15 protein-coding genes are annotated in these 17,072 nt (G+C 43.3%); 8 read left to right on the top strand and 7 right to left on the bottom strand.

All coding sequences use genetic code 11. The features are described 5' to 3' along the window. The first annotated feature begins 165 nt into the window (after nucleotides 1–165). Both ACH33_RS08285 and ACH33_RS08280 read left to right on the top strand, forming a co-directional pair. The gene (locus ACH33_RS08285) at nucleotides 166–1,395 is read left to right on the top strand and encodes an O-antigen ligase family protein (protein ID WP_057898590.1); all 1,230 of its coding nucleotides are present in this window, start codon (nucleotides 166–168) and stop codon (nucleotides 1,393–1,395) included. Nucleotides 1,396–1,671: 276 nt separating this feature from the next. Beyond that, nucleotides 1,672–2,352 carry an MOSC domain-containing protein gene (locus ACH33_RS08280; RefSeq protein WP_057898589.1) on the top strand — a complete coding sequence of 227 codons (681 nt, stop codon included), beginning with the start codon at nucleotides 1,672–1,674 and terminating at the stop codon, nucleotides 2,350–2,352. 126 nt (nucleotides 2,353–2,478) lie between these two features. Here ACH33_RS08280 and ACH33_RS08275 read toward each other — a convergent pair whose 3' ends face one another. Next, the gene (locus ACH33_RS08275) at nucleotides 2,479–3,339 is read right to left on the bottom strand and encodes an MBL fold metallo-hydrolase (protein ID WP_057898588.1); all 861 of its coding nucleotides are present in this window, start codon (nucleotides 3,337–3,339) and stop codon (nucleotides 2,479–2,481) included. A 231-nt stretch (nucleotides 3,340–3,570) separates the two neighbouring features. Here ACH33_RS08275 and ACH33_RS08270 point away from each other — a divergent pair, with 231 nt between their 5' ends. From ACH33_RS08270 to ACH33_RS08255, 4 genes are all read left to right on the top strand, one after another. Continuing rightward, nucleotides 3,571–4,155, top strand: a complete 585-nt coding sequence (locus tag ACH33_RS08270) for a TetR/AcrR family transcriptional regulator (protein WP_057898587.1) — start codon at nucleotides 3,571–3,573, stop codon at nucleotides 4,153–4,155. A gap of 139 nt (nucleotides 4,156–4,294) precedes the next feature. Then, nucleotides 4,295–4,939: an HlyD family secretion protein gene (locus tag ACH33_RS08265; protein ID WP_057898586.1), complete on the top strand. Its 645-nt coding sequence runs from the start codon at nucleotides 4,295–4,297 to the stop codon at nucleotides 4,937–4,939. 12 nt (nucleotides 4,940–4,951) lie between these two features. Continuing rightward, on the top strand, nucleotides 4,952–6,499 hold the full coding sequence (locus tag ACH33_RS08260) for a DHA2 family efflux MFS transporter permease subunit (protein WP_057898585.1): 1,548 nt from the start codon (nucleotides 4,952–4,954) through the stop codon (nucleotides 6,497–6,499). A 31-nt stretch (nucleotides 6,500–6,530) separates the two neighbouring features. Beyond that, nucleotides 6,531–7,679, top strand: a complete 1,149-nt coding sequence (locus tag ACH33_RS08255; protein WP_057898584.1) for an HlyD family secretion protein — start codon at nucleotides 6,531–6,533, stop codon at nucleotides 7,677–7,679. A 46-nt stretch (nucleotides 7,680–7,725) separates the two neighbouring features. On the opposite strand, the gene ACH33_RS08250 is transcribed toward ACH33_RS08255, so the two are convergent. Further along, nucleotides 7,726–8,661 (bottom strand): AAA family ATPase, encoded by a 936-nt coding sequence (locus ACH33_RS08250; RefSeq protein ID WP_057898583.1) that lies wholly within the window; start codon nucleotides 8,659–8,661, stop codon nucleotides 7,726–7,728. A 264-nt stretch (nucleotides 8,662–8,925) separates the two neighbouring features. Here ACH33_RS08250 and ACH33_RS08245 point away from each other — a divergent pair, with 264 nt between their 5' ends. After that, a complete protein-coding gene (locus ACH33_RS08245) occupies nucleotides 8,926–9,621 on the top strand; it encodes a CAP domain-containing protein (protein WP_057898582.1) in 696 nt (231 codons plus the stop codon). Nucleotides 9,622–9,780: 159 nt separating this feature from the next. On the opposite strand, the gene ACH33_RS08240 is transcribed toward ACH33_RS08245, so the two are convergent. The 5 genes from ACH33_RS08240 to ACH33_RS19840 all read right to left on the bottom strand — a co-directional run bounded on the left by ACH33_RS08240 (nucleotide 9,781) and on the right by ACH33_RS19840 (nucleotide 16,502). Further along, nucleotides 9,781–10,200 (bottom strand): hypothetical protein, encoded by a 420-nt coding sequence (locus ACH33_RS08240; protein ID WP_057898581.1) that lies wholly within the window; start codon nucleotides 10,198–10,200, stop codon nucleotides 9,781–9,783. Between the two features lie 63 nt (nucleotides 10,201–10,263). Beyond that, nucleotides 10,264–11,697, bottom strand: coding sequence for an efflux RND transporter periplasmic adaptor subunit (locus ACH33_RS08235; RefSeq protein WP_057898580.1), 1,434 nt, complete (start codon nucleotides 11,695–11,697; stop codon nucleotides 10,264–10,266). Then, nucleotides 11,690–14,857 carry an efflux RND transporter permease subunit gene (locus tag ACH33_RS08230; RefSeq protein WP_057898579.1) on the bottom strand — a complete coding sequence of 1,056 codons (3,168 nt, stop codon included), beginning with the start codon at nucleotides 14,855–14,857 and terminating at the stop codon, nucleotides 11,690–11,692. Before ACH33_RS08230 ends, ACH33_RS08235 begins: the two co-directional genes overlap by 8 nt. Before the next feature lie 1,109 nt (nucleotides 14,858–15,966). Further along, entirely contained in the window at nucleotides 15,967–16,251 is a 285-nt protein-coding gene (locus ACH33_RS08225; protein ID WP_057898578.1) for a hypothetical protein, read from the bottom strand. A 77-nt stretch (nucleotides 16,252–16,328) separates the two neighbouring features. After that, nucleotides 16,329–16,502: a hypothetical protein gene (locus ACH33_RS19840; protein WP_175493599.1), complete on the bottom strand. Its 174-nt coding sequence runs from the start codon at nucleotides 16,500–16,502 to the stop codon at nucleotides 16,329–16,331. Nucleotides 16,503–16,677: 175 nt separating this feature from the next. On the opposite strand from ACH33_RS19840, the gene ACH33_RS08220 reads away from it, so the two are divergent. Continuing rightward, a complete protein-coding gene (locus ACH33_RS08220; RefSeq protein WP_057898577.1) occupies nucleotides 16,678–16,986 on the top strand; it encodes a DUF4870 domain-containing protein in 309 nt (102 codons plus the stop codon). Nucleotides 16,987–17,072: the final 86 nt, after the last annotated feature.

Raw genomic sequence — 17,072 nt, 5'->3', positions numbered from 1 at the left:
GTATTTATTTTTTGACGTTCATTTTTTCTTTTATACCCACAACCTCTCTACGTTTATACGTTTAGATCATAAAAAAAACGACAACAATGAAAGCAACGAAAATAAAGAACGGCATTGATTCATACAATAAAGCGACTTTATATACATACTTAAGGAGATATTGTAATGATGAACCAAACAAAGAACGAAACGCTGGAATGGGGAATGATTCTCCTTTTTTTGCTCCCTCCTTTGGGCATGGTATGGATGATCGGGATAGGACTTTATCATATATGCAACAAGCTGCTGCATAAGCAAACAATAGAAGCTCTGCATCCAACCTCCTTCTTTTTTTTAACTTTATTTTTTTCTTCGCTTGGAGCCTGTCTCCATCTTAGAGAAGGCCTATATTTTTTCATACCCGCAATGGTGCTAGGATATTTCGGGCTATACTTATATGTAAAAGAAGGAGATACTGCGCGAAAGCTAAAAAACTTTAGCCGGATAACCGTACTCGGTGGACTCTACATCGCTACCATTGGACAACTTCAATTGCAAAAAGGATATGTATACGGAGGAAGCTGGTGGCTTGGCATGCTCACCGGCCTTATGCCGCTTGGCTTAGAAGAGAAACATCGCTTGTTCGGCAGCGCCTATAACCCTAACTTTGCTTCTTTTCTTCTTCTTTTGGCACTGGCATGCCTAATATCTGGCATATTGCAAACGATCAAAGCGCGGAAAAATTGGATAAAACCTGTCCTTTTATATATAATTCTTCTTTTTCCTATCACTCTTGCAATTAACCAAACAGGTTCTCGGGTAGGAGTAGCCATCACGATGTTGCTATTTTTTTTACTTGTCTGGAAACTTTGCTGGCAGGCTGGGGGATTGCTTATGGCTATCGCCAGCGCATACCTAGTATATACTGGATCATTTTCTGCTATCATTCCACGTTTTGAGAGTATCGTCCAGTCTTTTGAAACAAGACAAGTCATCTGGAAAAACAGCATCCAAGTGTGGAACAACTCCCCTTTGTTCGGAGTAACGCCTCTTGGATTTAAAGAAGCGTATGCTGTGTTTGAAAAAACAGGAATTGCGCATGCACATAATATAGTTCTTGGTTTTTTTTGTGAATACGGAATTATAGGGGGTACCTCCTTTCTGCTGCTTATCATTACATCCTTGCACAAAGTAGTCCAAGCATTCTTTTTATCGAGGCAGCATGATGCAAAAAGCGAATTGTTTTTCTTCGTTTTACCGGTGCTTCTATTAACCGGCGTGCTGGATCATCCGCTGATTTCACCGCAGACAGCGCTGCTCGCGATTATTCTACTGGGGAGCTGGGATCGGTATACGGATCATATCCTTGCACCTTCCGCCTCGTTTTCATCCACGAAAAATTTACAATCTGACTAAAATAGAAATGCGCGATAAAATCAAGCGCTGCGTCTAGACCATAGCCATACATCAACAAAAAAGACCCCACGACGATAATGAACCAGAACATCACAGAATTACAGCATAAAGAAAACGGTACCGCCTCCTTCGCCTCGCCGATTAGAACCGCAAGAATTGGCAATGGACAACAGATACATAATGTTTTATAGTTAAGTAAATAATGGAAAGCAGTGATTTCTATTATATATTCCAGTATTCCAGCGCTTGAATTCCATCGTAAGGAGATCGAGAAGTATGCCATTTGAAATTCTTTCGATCAATGTAGGAAAACCAAAAAATGTTTTCTGTGACGGGATGGAAATTACGACGGGAATTTACAAGAAACCGGTCACAACTGAGGTATTTTTGTCTACTCTGAATTTTACAGGGGACGGACAAGCTGATTTAGTACACCACGGCGGCGTTGATAAAGCGGTCTGTGTTTACCCTTATGAACACTATCCGTATTGGGAAACACAGTTGGGACAAATGCTTGAGTTTGCCGCATTCGGGGAAAATCTGACGGTTAAGGGAATGACAGAAGAAAAGGTACACATCGGTGATATTTTTCAATTGGGAGAAGCCGTCGTCCAAATCAGTCAGCCGCGACAACCCTGTTATAAGCTAGCGAAAAGATACAATATAGTAGACCTGCCGCTGAAAGTTCAACAAACCGGCTTTACTGGCTTCTATTTTCGTGTTCTTCAAAAAGGATGGGTAAATCCCGCGAGCACAATACAGCTTCTCGAACGCCATCCGGCCGGCATTACTGTCGCATTCGCCAACCAAATCATGCATCATGATAAAAAAAACAAAGAAGCCATTCGAAAACTTTTGGAAATTGATGAACTTTCTGCCAGCTGGAAAAAAACATTGCAAAAGCGCCTGAAAGGGGCCGACACCGATCCACGGAAACGCCTGACAGGAGAAAGCTGACGGCTCTACCTTATTGCATCGTTTTGGCGACTCTCAAACAAAAACGTTGAATTTGCTTCCCCCATAAAAGAAGCGGTTTGTGCAAACCGCTTCCCAAATGTTCCAAACGCACTGGCCCCTCAGACTTTATTTGTCCATTTCCCAGACTAATGTTTCCATTGCCTTACGCATATTTTCAAAGCGCAAATGCACCCGAGCGCCATGCCCTGGGAGTATCCATTCAAACCGCTCTGTAAGCAGACGTTTCATCGAGTCGCATTGTGCGCTCCACGAATACCAGCAATAATCTTTGTGCGCGTCCAGCTTGCCGGCTTCCCGATCCCACGCCAAATGATCGCCGGTAAATAAGAATTCGTTTCTGTATAAGAGTACCATATGTCCCCTCGTATGACCCGGAACAGGAATGATACGGAAGTCCTTTCCCCATTCAACTGATTCCATCCCATCAATGATATGTTCTGCATCCGGCTGGGCGCTTTGTTCCAAGCGATGAATAATCCGTTCCGCGGAAAAATGGTTCGCATATTTGTCTGCATCAGCCACATCGTCTCGGTGTGTCAAAAAAATATAACGAATTCCACCCATCTTCTCAAGCTTTCTTACAAGAAAAGGAAAATATCTAGGCGAATCAATGAGCCAGTTACCATCGGGATGAACCAAAAAATAGCTGCTACCGCCAAACGATTTACGGGACGTAAACCCGCAATAATAAATTCCGTTCGTCAAAGGCAACGGAAATAACTGTCTTGCCTCCCCTAGCCCACGTACATCCTTACTTCCGATGGCGCCCGTCGGGCAGGAAAGCAATGCGTAAAACGTTCGCTGTTTTTCCTCCTGATTCACGGGCTGGCGGGTTACAGCCGAGTAATCTCCTATTTCCGAGAACGTGTCAGGCGCCAACTGACGACATGTATCACAATTAATACAGGCGGTATTCACATAAAAATCGCCGTCCACATTCGCCTCCAGACGCCGAGGTGTATTCATTAGCACTCCCTCCTTTTTCTTAAAGTATACTAAACTTTCCAATTTTGAATGTTGATTTTATCAAAATTTCTTATTTTAGTTTTATTCCTTCATTTGAGCCTCTTACCGCAAAACGAGCGTTAAAACATCAAAAGAGTCACTCTAATACAATCCTATGTTTTCTTGACAATAAATACGAAACAGCATATAATTTTTGCAAGTAAACACTTGCATAGATAGGAAGAGATAGAAATGGATTCTAACCGTAATGATACCCGGGAAAAAATTTTACTAGCTACGATTAAACTAATGCGAAAAGAAGGAATCAAAGCGATGACGACCCGCAAAATAGCAAAAGAAGCGGGAGTCAATGAAGTAACGCTGTTTCGTCATTTCGGTAATAAAGAAGGGCTTGCGAAAGCAGCGGTTGAAAAATTCTCGTATGAATCAAGCATGTTAAAGATTTTTCAAAATGTTGAATGGGATCTGGAAAAAGACTTATATGAAATATGCAAAGCATATCAAGAACACTTAAATAAGAATCAGGATGTCATCATGATCGGGCTGAAAGAAGCAAATTCATGGCCTGGGCTTATCGAAGAAATAGCTAACATACCGCGTCAACTCAAAGTCTTGATCATTAATTACTTTAGTAAAATGCAGGAAAAAGGAAAAATAATCAATACAAATCCAGAGGCCCAAGCCATGAATTTTATGTGGGTAAACTTCGGATTTTTTCTCTCACGCGCCCAATTTGGTGAAAACGTAACCAACTTATCTCATGATGAATTTATAAAACATTGTGTTCAAATTTTTTCTAGGGGTCTGAAACCCTAGATTTTTTTAAAGGGGGTGAAAGTATGCACTTGCTTTATATAAAAATAAAAATAAATTAAAAGTAGACATTATTTATAATAAAATCACTCAATATTCTTATTTCTAAAAAGAAAGATTTTTATAAAAAAGGGTGGGGAATATGGATAAAAAGAAAGTAGCCCGCATTTTTATCGGCGGCATTATTGCAGCCGCACTAAGTGTAACAGGTTATTACATATATGAAGATTATTATTATGTAAAAACAGACGATGCGATCATAACCGGTGACATTTATAAAATTGCCCCAAAAATGACCGGAAAAATTACAAGCGTCCATGTGAAAGAAGGCAGTCATGTTAAGAAAAATGAAATCATAATGGAGCAAGAGCAAGCGAACAATATCCCGGTTGATGATGCTTTTATTCGTTCGCCCATTTCAGGCGTTATCATCCAAAAAACAGCCAAACAGGGAGAAATCGTTGGGGCCGGCGCCACGATCGCGATGGTTGTTTCAAAGAAAGATTTGTATGTAAAGGCGAACATAGAAGAGACGAAAGCAGCTGCCGTTAAAGTAGGCCAGCCGGTGGATATTACGATTGATATGTATCCGGGAACGACTTTCCACGGCAAGGTGCAACAAATTGAAGAAGCGACCCAATCTACCTTCTCGCTTTTACCCCCTATGAATGCGGGCGGCAATTTCACGAAGGTCACACAACGTATTCCAGTGAAAATTGCCTTTACGGAAGGCCCTTATGATTTTAAGCCAGGATTAAATGCGGTTGTAAAAATTCATGTGAAATAGGATGTGCTTGCAATGCAAATTTCTTATTGGCCCGGGGTATTCGCACTTATTATTGGAATCTTTATGTCAATTCTCGATACGAGTATCGTTAATGTTGCTCTTCCTAAGATGATGAACGTATTCGGGGTGTCAACAAGTGAAATTCAATGGGTGCTAACCGCATATACAATGGCTATGGCTGCCGTCATTCCGCTGACAGGGTATTTATGCGATCGGTTCGGCATGAAACGGATGTATCTCATTTCATTTATTTTATTTACCGTGGGCTCATTATTTTGCGGCTTAGCCTGGAGCAATAACAGCATGATTGTCGCACGTATTATTCAGGCGCTCGGCGGTGGGTTGATTATGCCGGTCGGACAAGCTCTTATCTTCCATACCGTTCCAGAGGAAAAAATGGGGGCAGCCATGGGGATATTCGGCATCTCAGCGATGGTAGCACCGGCGATTGGGCCGACACTCAGCGGGTATATTGTCGAGTATCTTGACTGGCGCATTATTTTTACTATCAATGTTCCAATTGGATTAATTGGCATTTTAATGGCGTGGACCTTCTTACAAGAAACAGAAATAAAAAAAGATAAGGTGTTTGATTTTCCTGGTTTTATTTATTCAACCGTTATGTTAACCAGCTTATTGCTTGCCGTAGCAAAAGGGGAAGAAAAAGGATGGACTTCTTTTTATATCGTATCTTTAATCATGATTTCGATTATCTGCCTCTCACTGTTTATTTATCGTCAGCTAACGGCTAGGCACCCGCTAATAAACATACGGCTTTTTACAATCCCTGATTTTACATACGGTGTAATCGTGAACAGCTTGATCATGGTCGGAATGTTTGGCGTCGTTTTTTTGCTGCCGATTTACGCGGAATCATTGCTCGGCCTTACCGCGATGAAAACAGGGATGATGATGCTTCCGCAAGTACTGGTACAAATGGTGGTAACGTTTGTTACATCCGCCATTCTCATGCGAATAATCAACGGGAAATGGCTTATTCTTGCCGGCCTCCTAATCATTTCAGTGAACGGATATTATTTAATCAGGCTGGATGACAATACAGCGTATGAGCATATTCAATTTTTGCTTATGCTGCGGGGAATCGGACTCGGATTATGCATGATGGTTTCCATGCAAGTTCCGCTGCAAGGTCTGGATAAATCACAATCCGGCGATGCTTCCGCTCTCATGAATACAACGCGCCAGGTTGCTACCTCCATTGGCGTTGCGATATTAACATCCGTATTTCAAACACAAGGTGTCCGCCATGCGGTTCATTATGCCGAAACAATAACCGGTGACAATGCGACAAGCAGTTCTTTTCTTAATAGCTTGCAACAGATGTATATAGCACAAGGTATGGGAAATGAGGCAGCGTACGCTTCCGCAATAAACTCGCTTACAGGTTTGGTAAAAAGATATGCGACCATTCACGCACTGGATGATGCCATTCTTGTGACTACATTCTTCATAATATCGGCCATTCCTATGACTCTATTGCTTAAGGGAAAACAAGGTATGGCTAAAAATGAAAAAACGAATACCATTGCGGAAATGTAATTTCAAATCAAAATAATAGGTGGGAAAACGCATGAATAAGCGTACATTTTTAATCATTAGCATAATAATGAGTGTTGGACTTGCCGGATGCAGTAAAGCGAAGCCTGCGAACCTCGCTTTAACAGGCAGCCAAGCGAGTGCAAGCAATGCGACAAATCAAAGGGACGTCATGACATATTCCGGGAAAATGACAGGAGTTGTGGAAACAAATATTTTCGCCAAAACACCTGGCCGAATTGCAAGTGTGCAAAAAGATGTCGGGGAGCAGGTAAATGTGGGCGATGTACTCGTAACGCTTGAAACGACAGATTTGCAGGCACAATTAGCGAGTGCCAAGGCAGATTTGGCGCTTGCTGAAGCGAAATATAACGAAATAAAACGCGGAACCCGTGAAGAAGATATCCGCTCCTCAGAGGCTGCGTATCAACAAGCGTATCAAAAATATTTAGATGTAAAAAAAGGAAAACGTCCACAGGAAATAGCAAAACTAAACGCTACGCTCAATGAAGCAAAACAAGCGTATGATCTAGCAAAAGTGAAATATGATCGTATAAAGGCTCTATATGAGCAAGGTGCGACATCGAAGCAATCGTTAGATGATGCGGAGATAGCACTCCGACAAGCTGAGACGAAATATTTCAATGCCAAAAACGAACTGTCGCTAGCGCTCGAAGGGCCAACGGAAGAAACGCTGAACGCGCTTAAAGCCAACGTAGACCAGACGAAAGCTATGCTTGATAAAGCGAAAAATGGGCCTACGAAAGAAGCAATCGAACAAAACGCTGCAAGTGTTGCCAAAGCGCGAGCGCTCGTCCAACTTCATGAGTACAACTTACAGAATGGAGTCATCAAAAGTCCGATTAAAGGATTTGTAGCTACTAAAAACGCCAATGCCGGAGAAATGGCCAATCCTTCAGCACCACTTATGACGATTGTCAATCTGGATCGCGTGTATCTGGTAGTAAGCGTACCGGAAAAAGATTTAAAATACATGAAAATAGGGAATGAAGTGAACGTAAATGTGGAGGCAATCGGAAAGACGATGAAAGGTAAAGTGAGTATGATCAGTCCCAAAGCCGACCCCGGTACAGATAAATTTACAGTTAAAATCATACTGAATAATGCAAGCCATGAATTACGTGCCGGCATGACAGGGATTGTTATCATTTCAAAATCATAAGAAAAATAGGCTGGCGCCAAATGCAGGCGGCAGCCTTTCTTTTTGCTTATTCTTTTTCAAAATCTTCCGCTCTAAGTTCCATTAAAATATCCCGATTCACCTGATGTTCCGCATGTCCAGTGACGATTCGGATGGCCTGCTGGCGAATCGCCTTTTCAATCATGTTGCGTACGCAGCGGGCATTGCTAAAGTGTTCTTTCTCATTTTCCTGCTCGCGCATTAACTGTTTGCGGACAAGATAACGCGCCTCGGACGATAAATAATACGCCTGCTCTTTGCACATTGCATCCGCGATTTCCAGCAATTGTTGAATCGTATAGTCTGGAAAATCAAGCTTAATCGGAAAACGGGATGGCAGGCCGGGATTGGACGCGAGAAATGCGTCCATTTCTTCGTTATATCCTGCGAGAATGACAATTAACTGCTTGCGGTCATCTTCCAAACTTTTAATCAATGTATCAATGCATTCTTTTCCGAAGTCTTTTTCTCCGCCCCGTACCAGCGAATACGCCTCATCAATAAATAAAACGCCTCCCAGCGCTTTCTTAATAATATCGCGCGTCTTGGACGCGGTATGTCCGATATATTCTCCAACCAAATCAGCCCGTTCCACTTCCACCAGATGACCTTTTTCCAGAATGCCTATATCTTTGAACAGCTTTCCCAAAATCCGGGCCACTGTCGTTTTACCTGTTCCCGGGTTTCCACGAAATACCATATGAAACATATGCGGCGCATTATAAAGCCCCTGCTCTTCCCGCAGTTTGCGTATCGTTAAAAATGCGTAAATTTCATAAACAAGCTTCTTCACATCATCCAATCCAACGAGGTTTTCCAGCTCTTTTAACGCCCCGGATTCCCGCTCCAGCGATTTCTCCATACGCGAACTAATAATTTGTTCGCGGCTTGGTGGCCTGGAAATATCGTTTTGAAACACTACTTTAATCTGGTTGCCTGTCGTAGTCTGACCCGTCGCCTTCATTCTCTCACCCCGAATCGCTTCAGCGCTCGTTCTTTTATGTGTTCGCCCGATTGTGTGGTACGCGGCAGCTTCGTTTGGGCGAGACGGTTTTCGTTTTTGCTGTTTATATTACTGTATGTGTCGGATTAACAAATTAGGATTTCGACAAAAGTTTTTTTCTATTTCCTCTAGATGAAAACATTACCAACAACTTTTATCGGAATTATATGTTACGATATAAAAGGCTGCGGCATTTCTAAACTTTTTATTAATAGGAGTGATGACATGAAAAAGATTATTGCAGCATCCGTATTATGTACATCTTTGCTTGGATTTAACCTGCCTGTTACAGAGGCGGCAAACATATGCCCTGCGCCAAAAATTGTAAAAATATTCCCGCAAAATTATAATGCGACCCAAACAGACTTACAGCAGTTGATTAACCAGTATTTCAAGCAATATCAGCAAACAAAGCCTGCCGCACCAGCACAACAAGTCCAAGAGCCGGCCAAACAACCAACACAAACGATAACGAAACCTGCACAAAATACGGCTCCCGCTCAAGCTCAAGCACCTGTGACCAATACTACAACCCAAGGATTGACAGCAGATGAAAAACAGATGCTTGACCTTGTTAATCAGGAACGCGCAAAACAGGGCATTACCCCGCTAAAAATTAACATGGAACTGCAAAAGCTGGCCCGCCTGAAAGCAAAAGATATGATCGAGAACAACTATTTCAGCCATCAATCCCCGACATATGGTTCCCCGTTTGACATGATGAACCGTTTCGGTGTGACATACCGCACCGCGGGTGAAAATATTGCAGGGAATTCTTCCGTACAGGGCGCGCATACGTCCCTGATGAATTCTCCGGGACACCGCAAAAATATTTTGAACCCGTCCTTTACGGAAGTCGGTATCGGTATTGTCGATGGTGGTCCGTACGGCAAGATGTTCGTGCAAATGTTTAAAGGATAAATATGAAGAAAAAAGGGGTGTCCCATCACTTTTGGGACACCCCTTTTTATTACCATTTACAATCAATCAACCTTTGAGACAGCCTTTATCCTGTCTATAATGTGATCTTTTGTGTTTATCTCTTCTTTAAAAAAGAGAAAGGAAGATGCATCCTTTCTCTTAAGAAGTTTGAGATTGCTTAATAGTAATTGTAAATGTGATTTTTGTATTTGGATACGGATTTCCGTTGTTCCGCACCAGTTCAACTTCAAATGTATGCGCTCCTGGAGTGAGGTTGCCGACTTTAAAGTTATTTGCATACACCCGGCTCAACTTGCCGTCGACCCGCACATGCACATGCCCCTCACCATAGCGCAGTTCAGTTGCTCCCTCCGGCACGTACATAAAATTACGTGTCAAAAACGTCAAATACACGGTATTGCCTTCAATAGAATGCGACACCGCAAGCGAAGGGGATTGCGCGAGAACTTCCCGGCTTTCTTCCGGCTGTTCAGGCAACGCTTTGGGCATTTGCCCCTGACAACCAGCAAACATAAAAGCCAGCGCAATCATCAAACCGCACATTATCGTTTTGTTCATCTCTTATCCTCCTATGAAGGGTTCTCTTTCACAGGATGGACAGGAGAACGAATTTCTAAACGATTATTTGACCGAGATTTTTACATCATCGCTAATCAATGTCTGTCCTTTCACAATCACTTTTTCACCCGCGTTTATGCCAGTAACAAGAGCGCGCTCGCTGTTCTGTTCAACAACGGTAATCGGTTTGCGCACAGGCTTGTCCCCCTGTGCAATATACACATACGGTTTGTTGTCTTCTCTTAAAATCGCATTCGTTGGAATCACGATACCTTTCTTCGCATTTGGCGAAGCTACATTCACCTGAATTACCATGCCGCCCTTAATTTTGCCATCCGGATTCGGTACTTCAACCGTCACTGGATAACCTTTAGATTGCTGGTTAAGCGGACTGATGGTCGTTACCTTTCCGTTCTTATTCAGCTTAAGCGACGGAATTTCGATATCAACCGTCTGGTTCACAGCGAAAAGACTAATCAGATTTTCCGGTACGTTGATTACCACTTTCATCGGATCCAGATTTGCCAATACGATAAACGGGTTTTGGGGGGATGCAAAATCGCCCACTTCTCCGTTAATCGCACCAATCGTACCTGAAATCGGAGCGGTTACCACTGCATTTGCTAGTTTATCACGGGCGATTTGCAAATTTACTTCCGCTTGCCTCAACTGCTGACGGGCCACTTCTATATTCTCTCCGCCCTTCGCGTTTTTTACTTGTTTCTGTGCAGTCTGCAAGGATGCAAGCGCGTTTTTGCGGGATTCTTCCGCGCTGCGCTTGCTCTCTTCCGCATTCTTTAACGCGACGCTTGCCTTCTTTTTAGCAATCTGCGCTTCCTGTAGGGCGATTTCTGCATTTTTCAACTGTGTTTGTGCCTTCTCTAATTCTTGTTTTGTCACAGCACCCTGACTAAACAGCATTTGCATGCGATCCGCATTCGTCTTCGCGTCATTATATCCTTGCTGGGCGCGAGCGATCTCAACATCCGCCTGCTGGAGACCATTTTGCGCGTTGACGATGCTGTTTTTGGCCTGTTCATACGCACTATTCGCCTGTGAGAGGCTACTATTGGCCTGATTCACTCCATTTTGTGCTGAATCAATCCCGTTTCTCGTCTGCGCTTCCATTTGAGCGAGTGATGCGCGGGAAAGTGCCACGCTCTGCTGCTCTTGCTCAACCGAATAACGTAGGTCTGTGTCATCAAGCCGGAACAAGATATCGCCCGCCTTTACCTTTTGCCCTACTTTTACCGGAATGGATACGACTTTCGCGCTTACTTTTGGCACAATATTGACCTGTTGCGACGGTTGGCTTGTGCCGGTCAATTCCCGGCCTTTATCCAATGAACCCATTACAGCAGACATCACTTCGACCGGAACTACCTTCGCCTGAACAGGGGCAGCGGCTTCTTGGCTCCCACCTGCCCCACAGCCCGCCACAAGGACGCTACTTACTACCAGGCTGGCCATGGTCATTCCTAACACTATCTTACGCATTGAACGCTTCTCCTCCTGTTCCTTTCTCTCTCCGCTGTCTTCTCTTTTCCCGGCGTTCCCTTCTACGACGCTTCCGCTTTTGAATCATATCATCAAACAAGGTATACACAACCGGAATCAGAACGAGTGTAACCAATGTGGAGAATGTAAGACCAAATGTGACAACAATCGCGAGTGGCGCATAGCCTTCAGCCCCTTCCCCACTACCAAACGCCAGCGGAAGAATCGCTAACACAGTCGCAAGGGTCGTCATGACAATCGGGCGCAAGCGAACCGGGCCAGCTACAAGGATCGCCTCATCCCGTTGCATTCCTTCTTTACGCAACGTATTGACATAGTCAATGAGAACGATCGCGTTGTTTACCACAATCCCGATCAGCAAGATATAGCCCATCAAGGCCATAACACCAAGATTCTCACCTGTTACAAGAAGACCAACTACTACTCCGATAAAAGTAGGCGGAATCGAAAACATAATCACAAACGGATAGAATAATGATTCAAACTGGCTGGCCATTACCATGTACACAAGGACAATGGACAGCAGAATCGCCAGGCTTAAGCTGCTAAACGCATCGGCCATATCTTCCGCCTGCCCTCCGGTTGTAACATGATATCCTTCCGGGAGCTTCAAGTCTTTTAGTTTCGTGTTGATATCCTTGATAACAGAACCTAAATCACGGCCTGCAATATCGCCAGTGACCTTCACTTGGCGCGTTTGATTGGAACGCGTAATCTTCTGCGGCACACTTTCCTTTGTAATCGTGGCAACTTGTCCGACGGAAACCCGCGCCCCGGAAGGTGTGGAAAGCATAAGGCTATCAATATGATTCATTTCATCCCTGAAATGAGACGGAAACTGAACACGCACATCAATTTCATCATCGCCGGTACGGTATTTCGTAGCTACCTCACCGTCAAAAGCCGTGCGAACGGCCGAGAGCACTTGCCCGGTTGTAATCCCGTACTGGGAAGCAATATTGCTATCCACTTTTATCTGAATTTCATCATTTACGCTGTCAAGGGAGGAAACAACATTTCGCGTCCCTTCTATCCCCTTCACCAACTCAACAACCGTGTCGCTTAAATCTCTTAATGTATCCAGATCATCCCCGCTCACCGCGATATCGATCGGACTTCCTGTTCCGCCGCCGCCACCCGGATCGGTCGCTTGTACAGTAATATCGGCGCCGGGAATGCCTTTCACACGATCGCGTATTTCTTCAATAACCTCATCGGTTGATCTTGTTCTTTGCTCTTTCGGCACAAGCTTAAGCTCAACCGAACCGGTATTGGATGAAGACGATGCAGAAGCCGGACCTCCTGAACCGACAGAAGTATAAATCAACTGCTTCTCCGGCACACTTGCAGCAATTTTTTCGATCTTCTTCAAAATATTTTCCGTCTCTTCCAAGCGGGAGCCAGGCGGCAATTTTACATTAACCGTCAAGCTTCCTTCATCAAAAGAAGGCAAAAATTCCTTTCCGACAAGCGGTGTCACAAAGATACCTATCGAAACAACAAGAGCGACAATCGTCCCAAAAATAACCGTTTTCCGATGCCCTAATGCCCAACGAATCAATCTTCCATAAGCCTGGCTCAGCCGATAAAATCCTTTCTGGAATAACACCATCGGCGATTTGCTTGATGAATGTATGTAATCTTCCGGCTCCTTTGGCATCTCGGTCAATAATTTCGACGACATCATCGGCACAAGCGTAATGGCTGCGAATAGCGCGGCGATGTGCGAGAATACCACCGTTAAGGCTAAGGGACCAAATAGCATCTTTGGCAGTCCCTCAACAAATACAATCGGAAGAAATACGCAAATTTGCGCCAGCGCAGACGCCATAACCGCCGTACCGACTTCTTTTGTACCAATAATGGCAGCCAAATCAGGCTTAAGCCCCTGTTGACGCTTGCGGTAAACACTCTCAATGACAACTACCGCAAAGTCCACCAACGAGCCGAGCCCAAGCAATAAACCACTAAGAGAAATAAGGTTGATCGTCTGCCCGGTAAAGTACATAAGTGAGAACGTTGCAATAACAGATATCGGAATAACAATGGCAATGACAAGCGTAGAACGAAAGCTGTTTAAAAATAGGAACAAGATAACAATGGCAAAGATACTGCCCTCTATTCCGTGGCCAGCTACTGTATTAATCGAGTCTTTAATAAAGACTGAAGTATCAAGAATGGTTTCAATTTTAACCCCTTTCGGCAGAAGCGGCCGAATCTTATCCAGTTCTTTCTGCACAAGATCCGCAGTCTTTACCGTATTCGCACCCGTTGCTTTCATTACCTGAAGCCCAATGCTTGGTTGCCCGTTCACCATACTTTTTTGGCTAACCTTCTTATAACCATCTGTGACGGTCGCAATGTCAGCAAGTTGAATGACTCCTCCGCCTGCACTCTGTGGAAGATAAATAGGCGTTTGCGCAATATCTTCAGGACTGTTAAATTCACCGGTGACTTTGAGATTAATATCTTTGTCACCTTCGATTACGTTACCAGCGGTTCCGGATAAATTACGGGCAGAAAGTGCCTGATTGATCTGATCAATGGTCAAACCATATGCATCCATCATATCCGGATTAAGTATAACCTGGATCTCACGTTCTTTTGCACCGCTTATTGTAAGCGAAGCAACACCCTCGACCCGCTCGATTCGTGACTTAATCACATCTTCGGCAATTTTATTTAGTTCAACAACATCCATAGGACCAGACATAGCCAACGTGATAATCGGCGCGCTGTTCGGGTCCATCTTCAGCACACGTGGGGAACCTGCATCTTTCGGTAACACACCACGCACAGAATCGATTTTTTCACGGACATCCAATGCTGCCTGATCCATATCCGTTCCCCAGTTAAACTGGATAATCACAAGCGAAGCACCGTTCGATGACTGTGATTCAACCTTTTTTACATTACTAACAGTTCCAACCGCCTCTTCTATTGGCTTAGTCACCAGTTTCTCGACTTCCGCCGGCGCTGCCCCTTCATCGCTTGTTACAACCGCAAGAACCGGTACCTTTAGTTCAGGATATAAATCAACTTTAAGCATTGGTAAGGAAATCACGCCAAATATCACAAGGGCGACGATAAGCATCGCAATAGTGACCGGTCTTTTTACGGAAAAGTCCGCAATCTTCACTCCTATCTCTCCTTTTGCATTTCTTAAGCTATATAAACATTGCGCTAACGTTTTAACACATAAAGTCTTCTTACACTTCTCAAGCGAGGCTTCTCGCCTAGAAATCAGCTTTTTGATTGAATGATGAACAGGCAAATGTCCCATTGCACAAGGTCATGCAATGCATGTCCATCAATATACATCCCTCTTGATATTTTGGCTTTCATCTTTCGTCTCCACAGTTTTTCCCTTGAACTACAAAAGGATGCCAATCTATCAAATCAGATGTATATACACACTCACAAAAACCGATCACCTATTCGCGAGCCCTCTCTTCTACAAGAAGCGCTGAAACAAAACATGCAACATACCTGATCTGTTCAAATGTTAAAACGATAAAGTAAATGTATATAGTGCTTAGAAGACGCATGTACTTAATAAAGATATACGGGCAAAAACAGTAGGTAGTTTCACCCCCATATTTTTTGTCAAAACCCATGAACACATGTTCATTTTAAACGATCATACTAAAAAATCAAGCGAAAATTTTGTAAATGACTATGACTTTCGCCCTCTTTTGAGAGATAAAAATCATTTTGCATGAAAATTCTCTTGTGGAATTGCAGGGGTAACTCTTTCCCGATTCTTTAGATTACGGAAAACGCACTATATAACAAACGTAAGTTCCTTTATAATTGATATATCCGATCGCTACAAGAAAACAGTTATCGCATAAAAACAAATTCTGTCGCTATGGGAATGATGTAACCATAACATGAGAGAGTCAATCCAAGCCTGATGGTGTAACTGCACGAAGAAGAGTGTTCAAGCATCTAATTTATGTATAACCTTGACCGAAAGGCAGTAACAGCACTACCTATGGCTTTCATGATGAAGATCAATGGGAAACAGAACAACGGTTTTAAAAGATAAAGTCCCTGTCTAAGTGAATCGCTTCCTTTCACAGAAAATCTTGTCATTTTTGAAAAGACAATGTCACAAAACTGTGCCTTATACAATGATAAGGGAAGACTCCATATATTTCAATAACGAAGATGATTACCGGTCTTTCCTATCCTTCGTCCCACACGTTTCTCCTGGTAAGAAGCTAACAAAAAACCTCAAAAGCGTTACCTTTTGAGGTTTTTTGCATATCCATGCAGCGTTTTGATTTTCGTAAAGACACTCTCTACATTCTGTATAAAATTTTTCACGTCCCGCATGGATTGGGCAATTTGGTGTGCCATGAGCTTACGCTGGGCCGATTCTGACTGCTTGCTTTTTTCCCATTCTTGAACAATAAGCTCATAATTGCGCTGCCGAGCCAGCGCTCTTACTTTCTGCCGCTGCGATTTGGCCCAGGCGACGAAATCCGGGTTCTGTCTTGCGAAGCGTTCCAACTCTTTTTTCGTCATCCCTTCACCTTCATTTCTATACTTCTGCTATATTGTACGCAGCGGCCAAAAAGCAAGGAAGAGGGACAAACGCCCATTCATCTCAAGGAAAGGCTACGTTCAGCTCTCTCAAGTTGCTTTTCAAGCTTGTCGATATCCCGTTCGATCTGCTGGATATCCTGCTCAAGCAACTCCTTCAACCGCCGTTTTTCTTTCAACAACTTTCGCATTTGTTCCAACCTTTCCCCCATATCAAATACACCAAGATACATGGCTACCCCTCCACATTTAACATTCACATCTTTATATATATATACATACCACCAGAAATATAGAAGGGAAAACGCCCAACTTCTGTTCTCGAAGCCAAACTTTTTCCCCTTTATCTGAAACATTCACTTTTGTTATCCGTATTAATAAAATAAATACGCAAGGAGGCTAAAATGCATGAATGTTAAACCAGCTTGTGTGATTATCCACGGAAGCACATTTTTCGCTCCGGTACTTATTCCGTTATTGTTTTACTTTTTGTCCGATCATCCGTATATAAAAGAAAAAGCGATGGAAGCGCTTTTGTTCCACGTTTTGATGATCATTGCACTGTTCATTTCTTCTCTGCTCGTCATTGTGCTGATCGGATTTGTATTGCTGCTGATTTTTTCACTTATTGGGATTTATTATCCGATCAAAGGCATCGTGTACGCACTGCAAGAGCGCCCTTTCCATTATCCGATCGTGCATGGCTGGGTAAAGTAAAGTACTACATTTCAAATATCATTAGTGGAGCGACGCGAAAGCAAGCTAAAAAATAAACGCCCAGGAAATGCGCTCTTGGGCGTTTA

This window comes from Aneurinibacillus sp. XH2 (assembly GCF_001439585.2).
Taxonomy (GTDB): domain Bacteria; phylum Bacillota; class Bacilli; order Aneurinibacillales; family Aneurinibacillaceae; genus Aneurinibacillus; species Aneurinibacillus thermoaerophilus.
The sequence above is the reverse complement of the archived record's forward strand: the minus strand, read 5'-3'. Positions and strand labels throughout refer to the sequence as shown.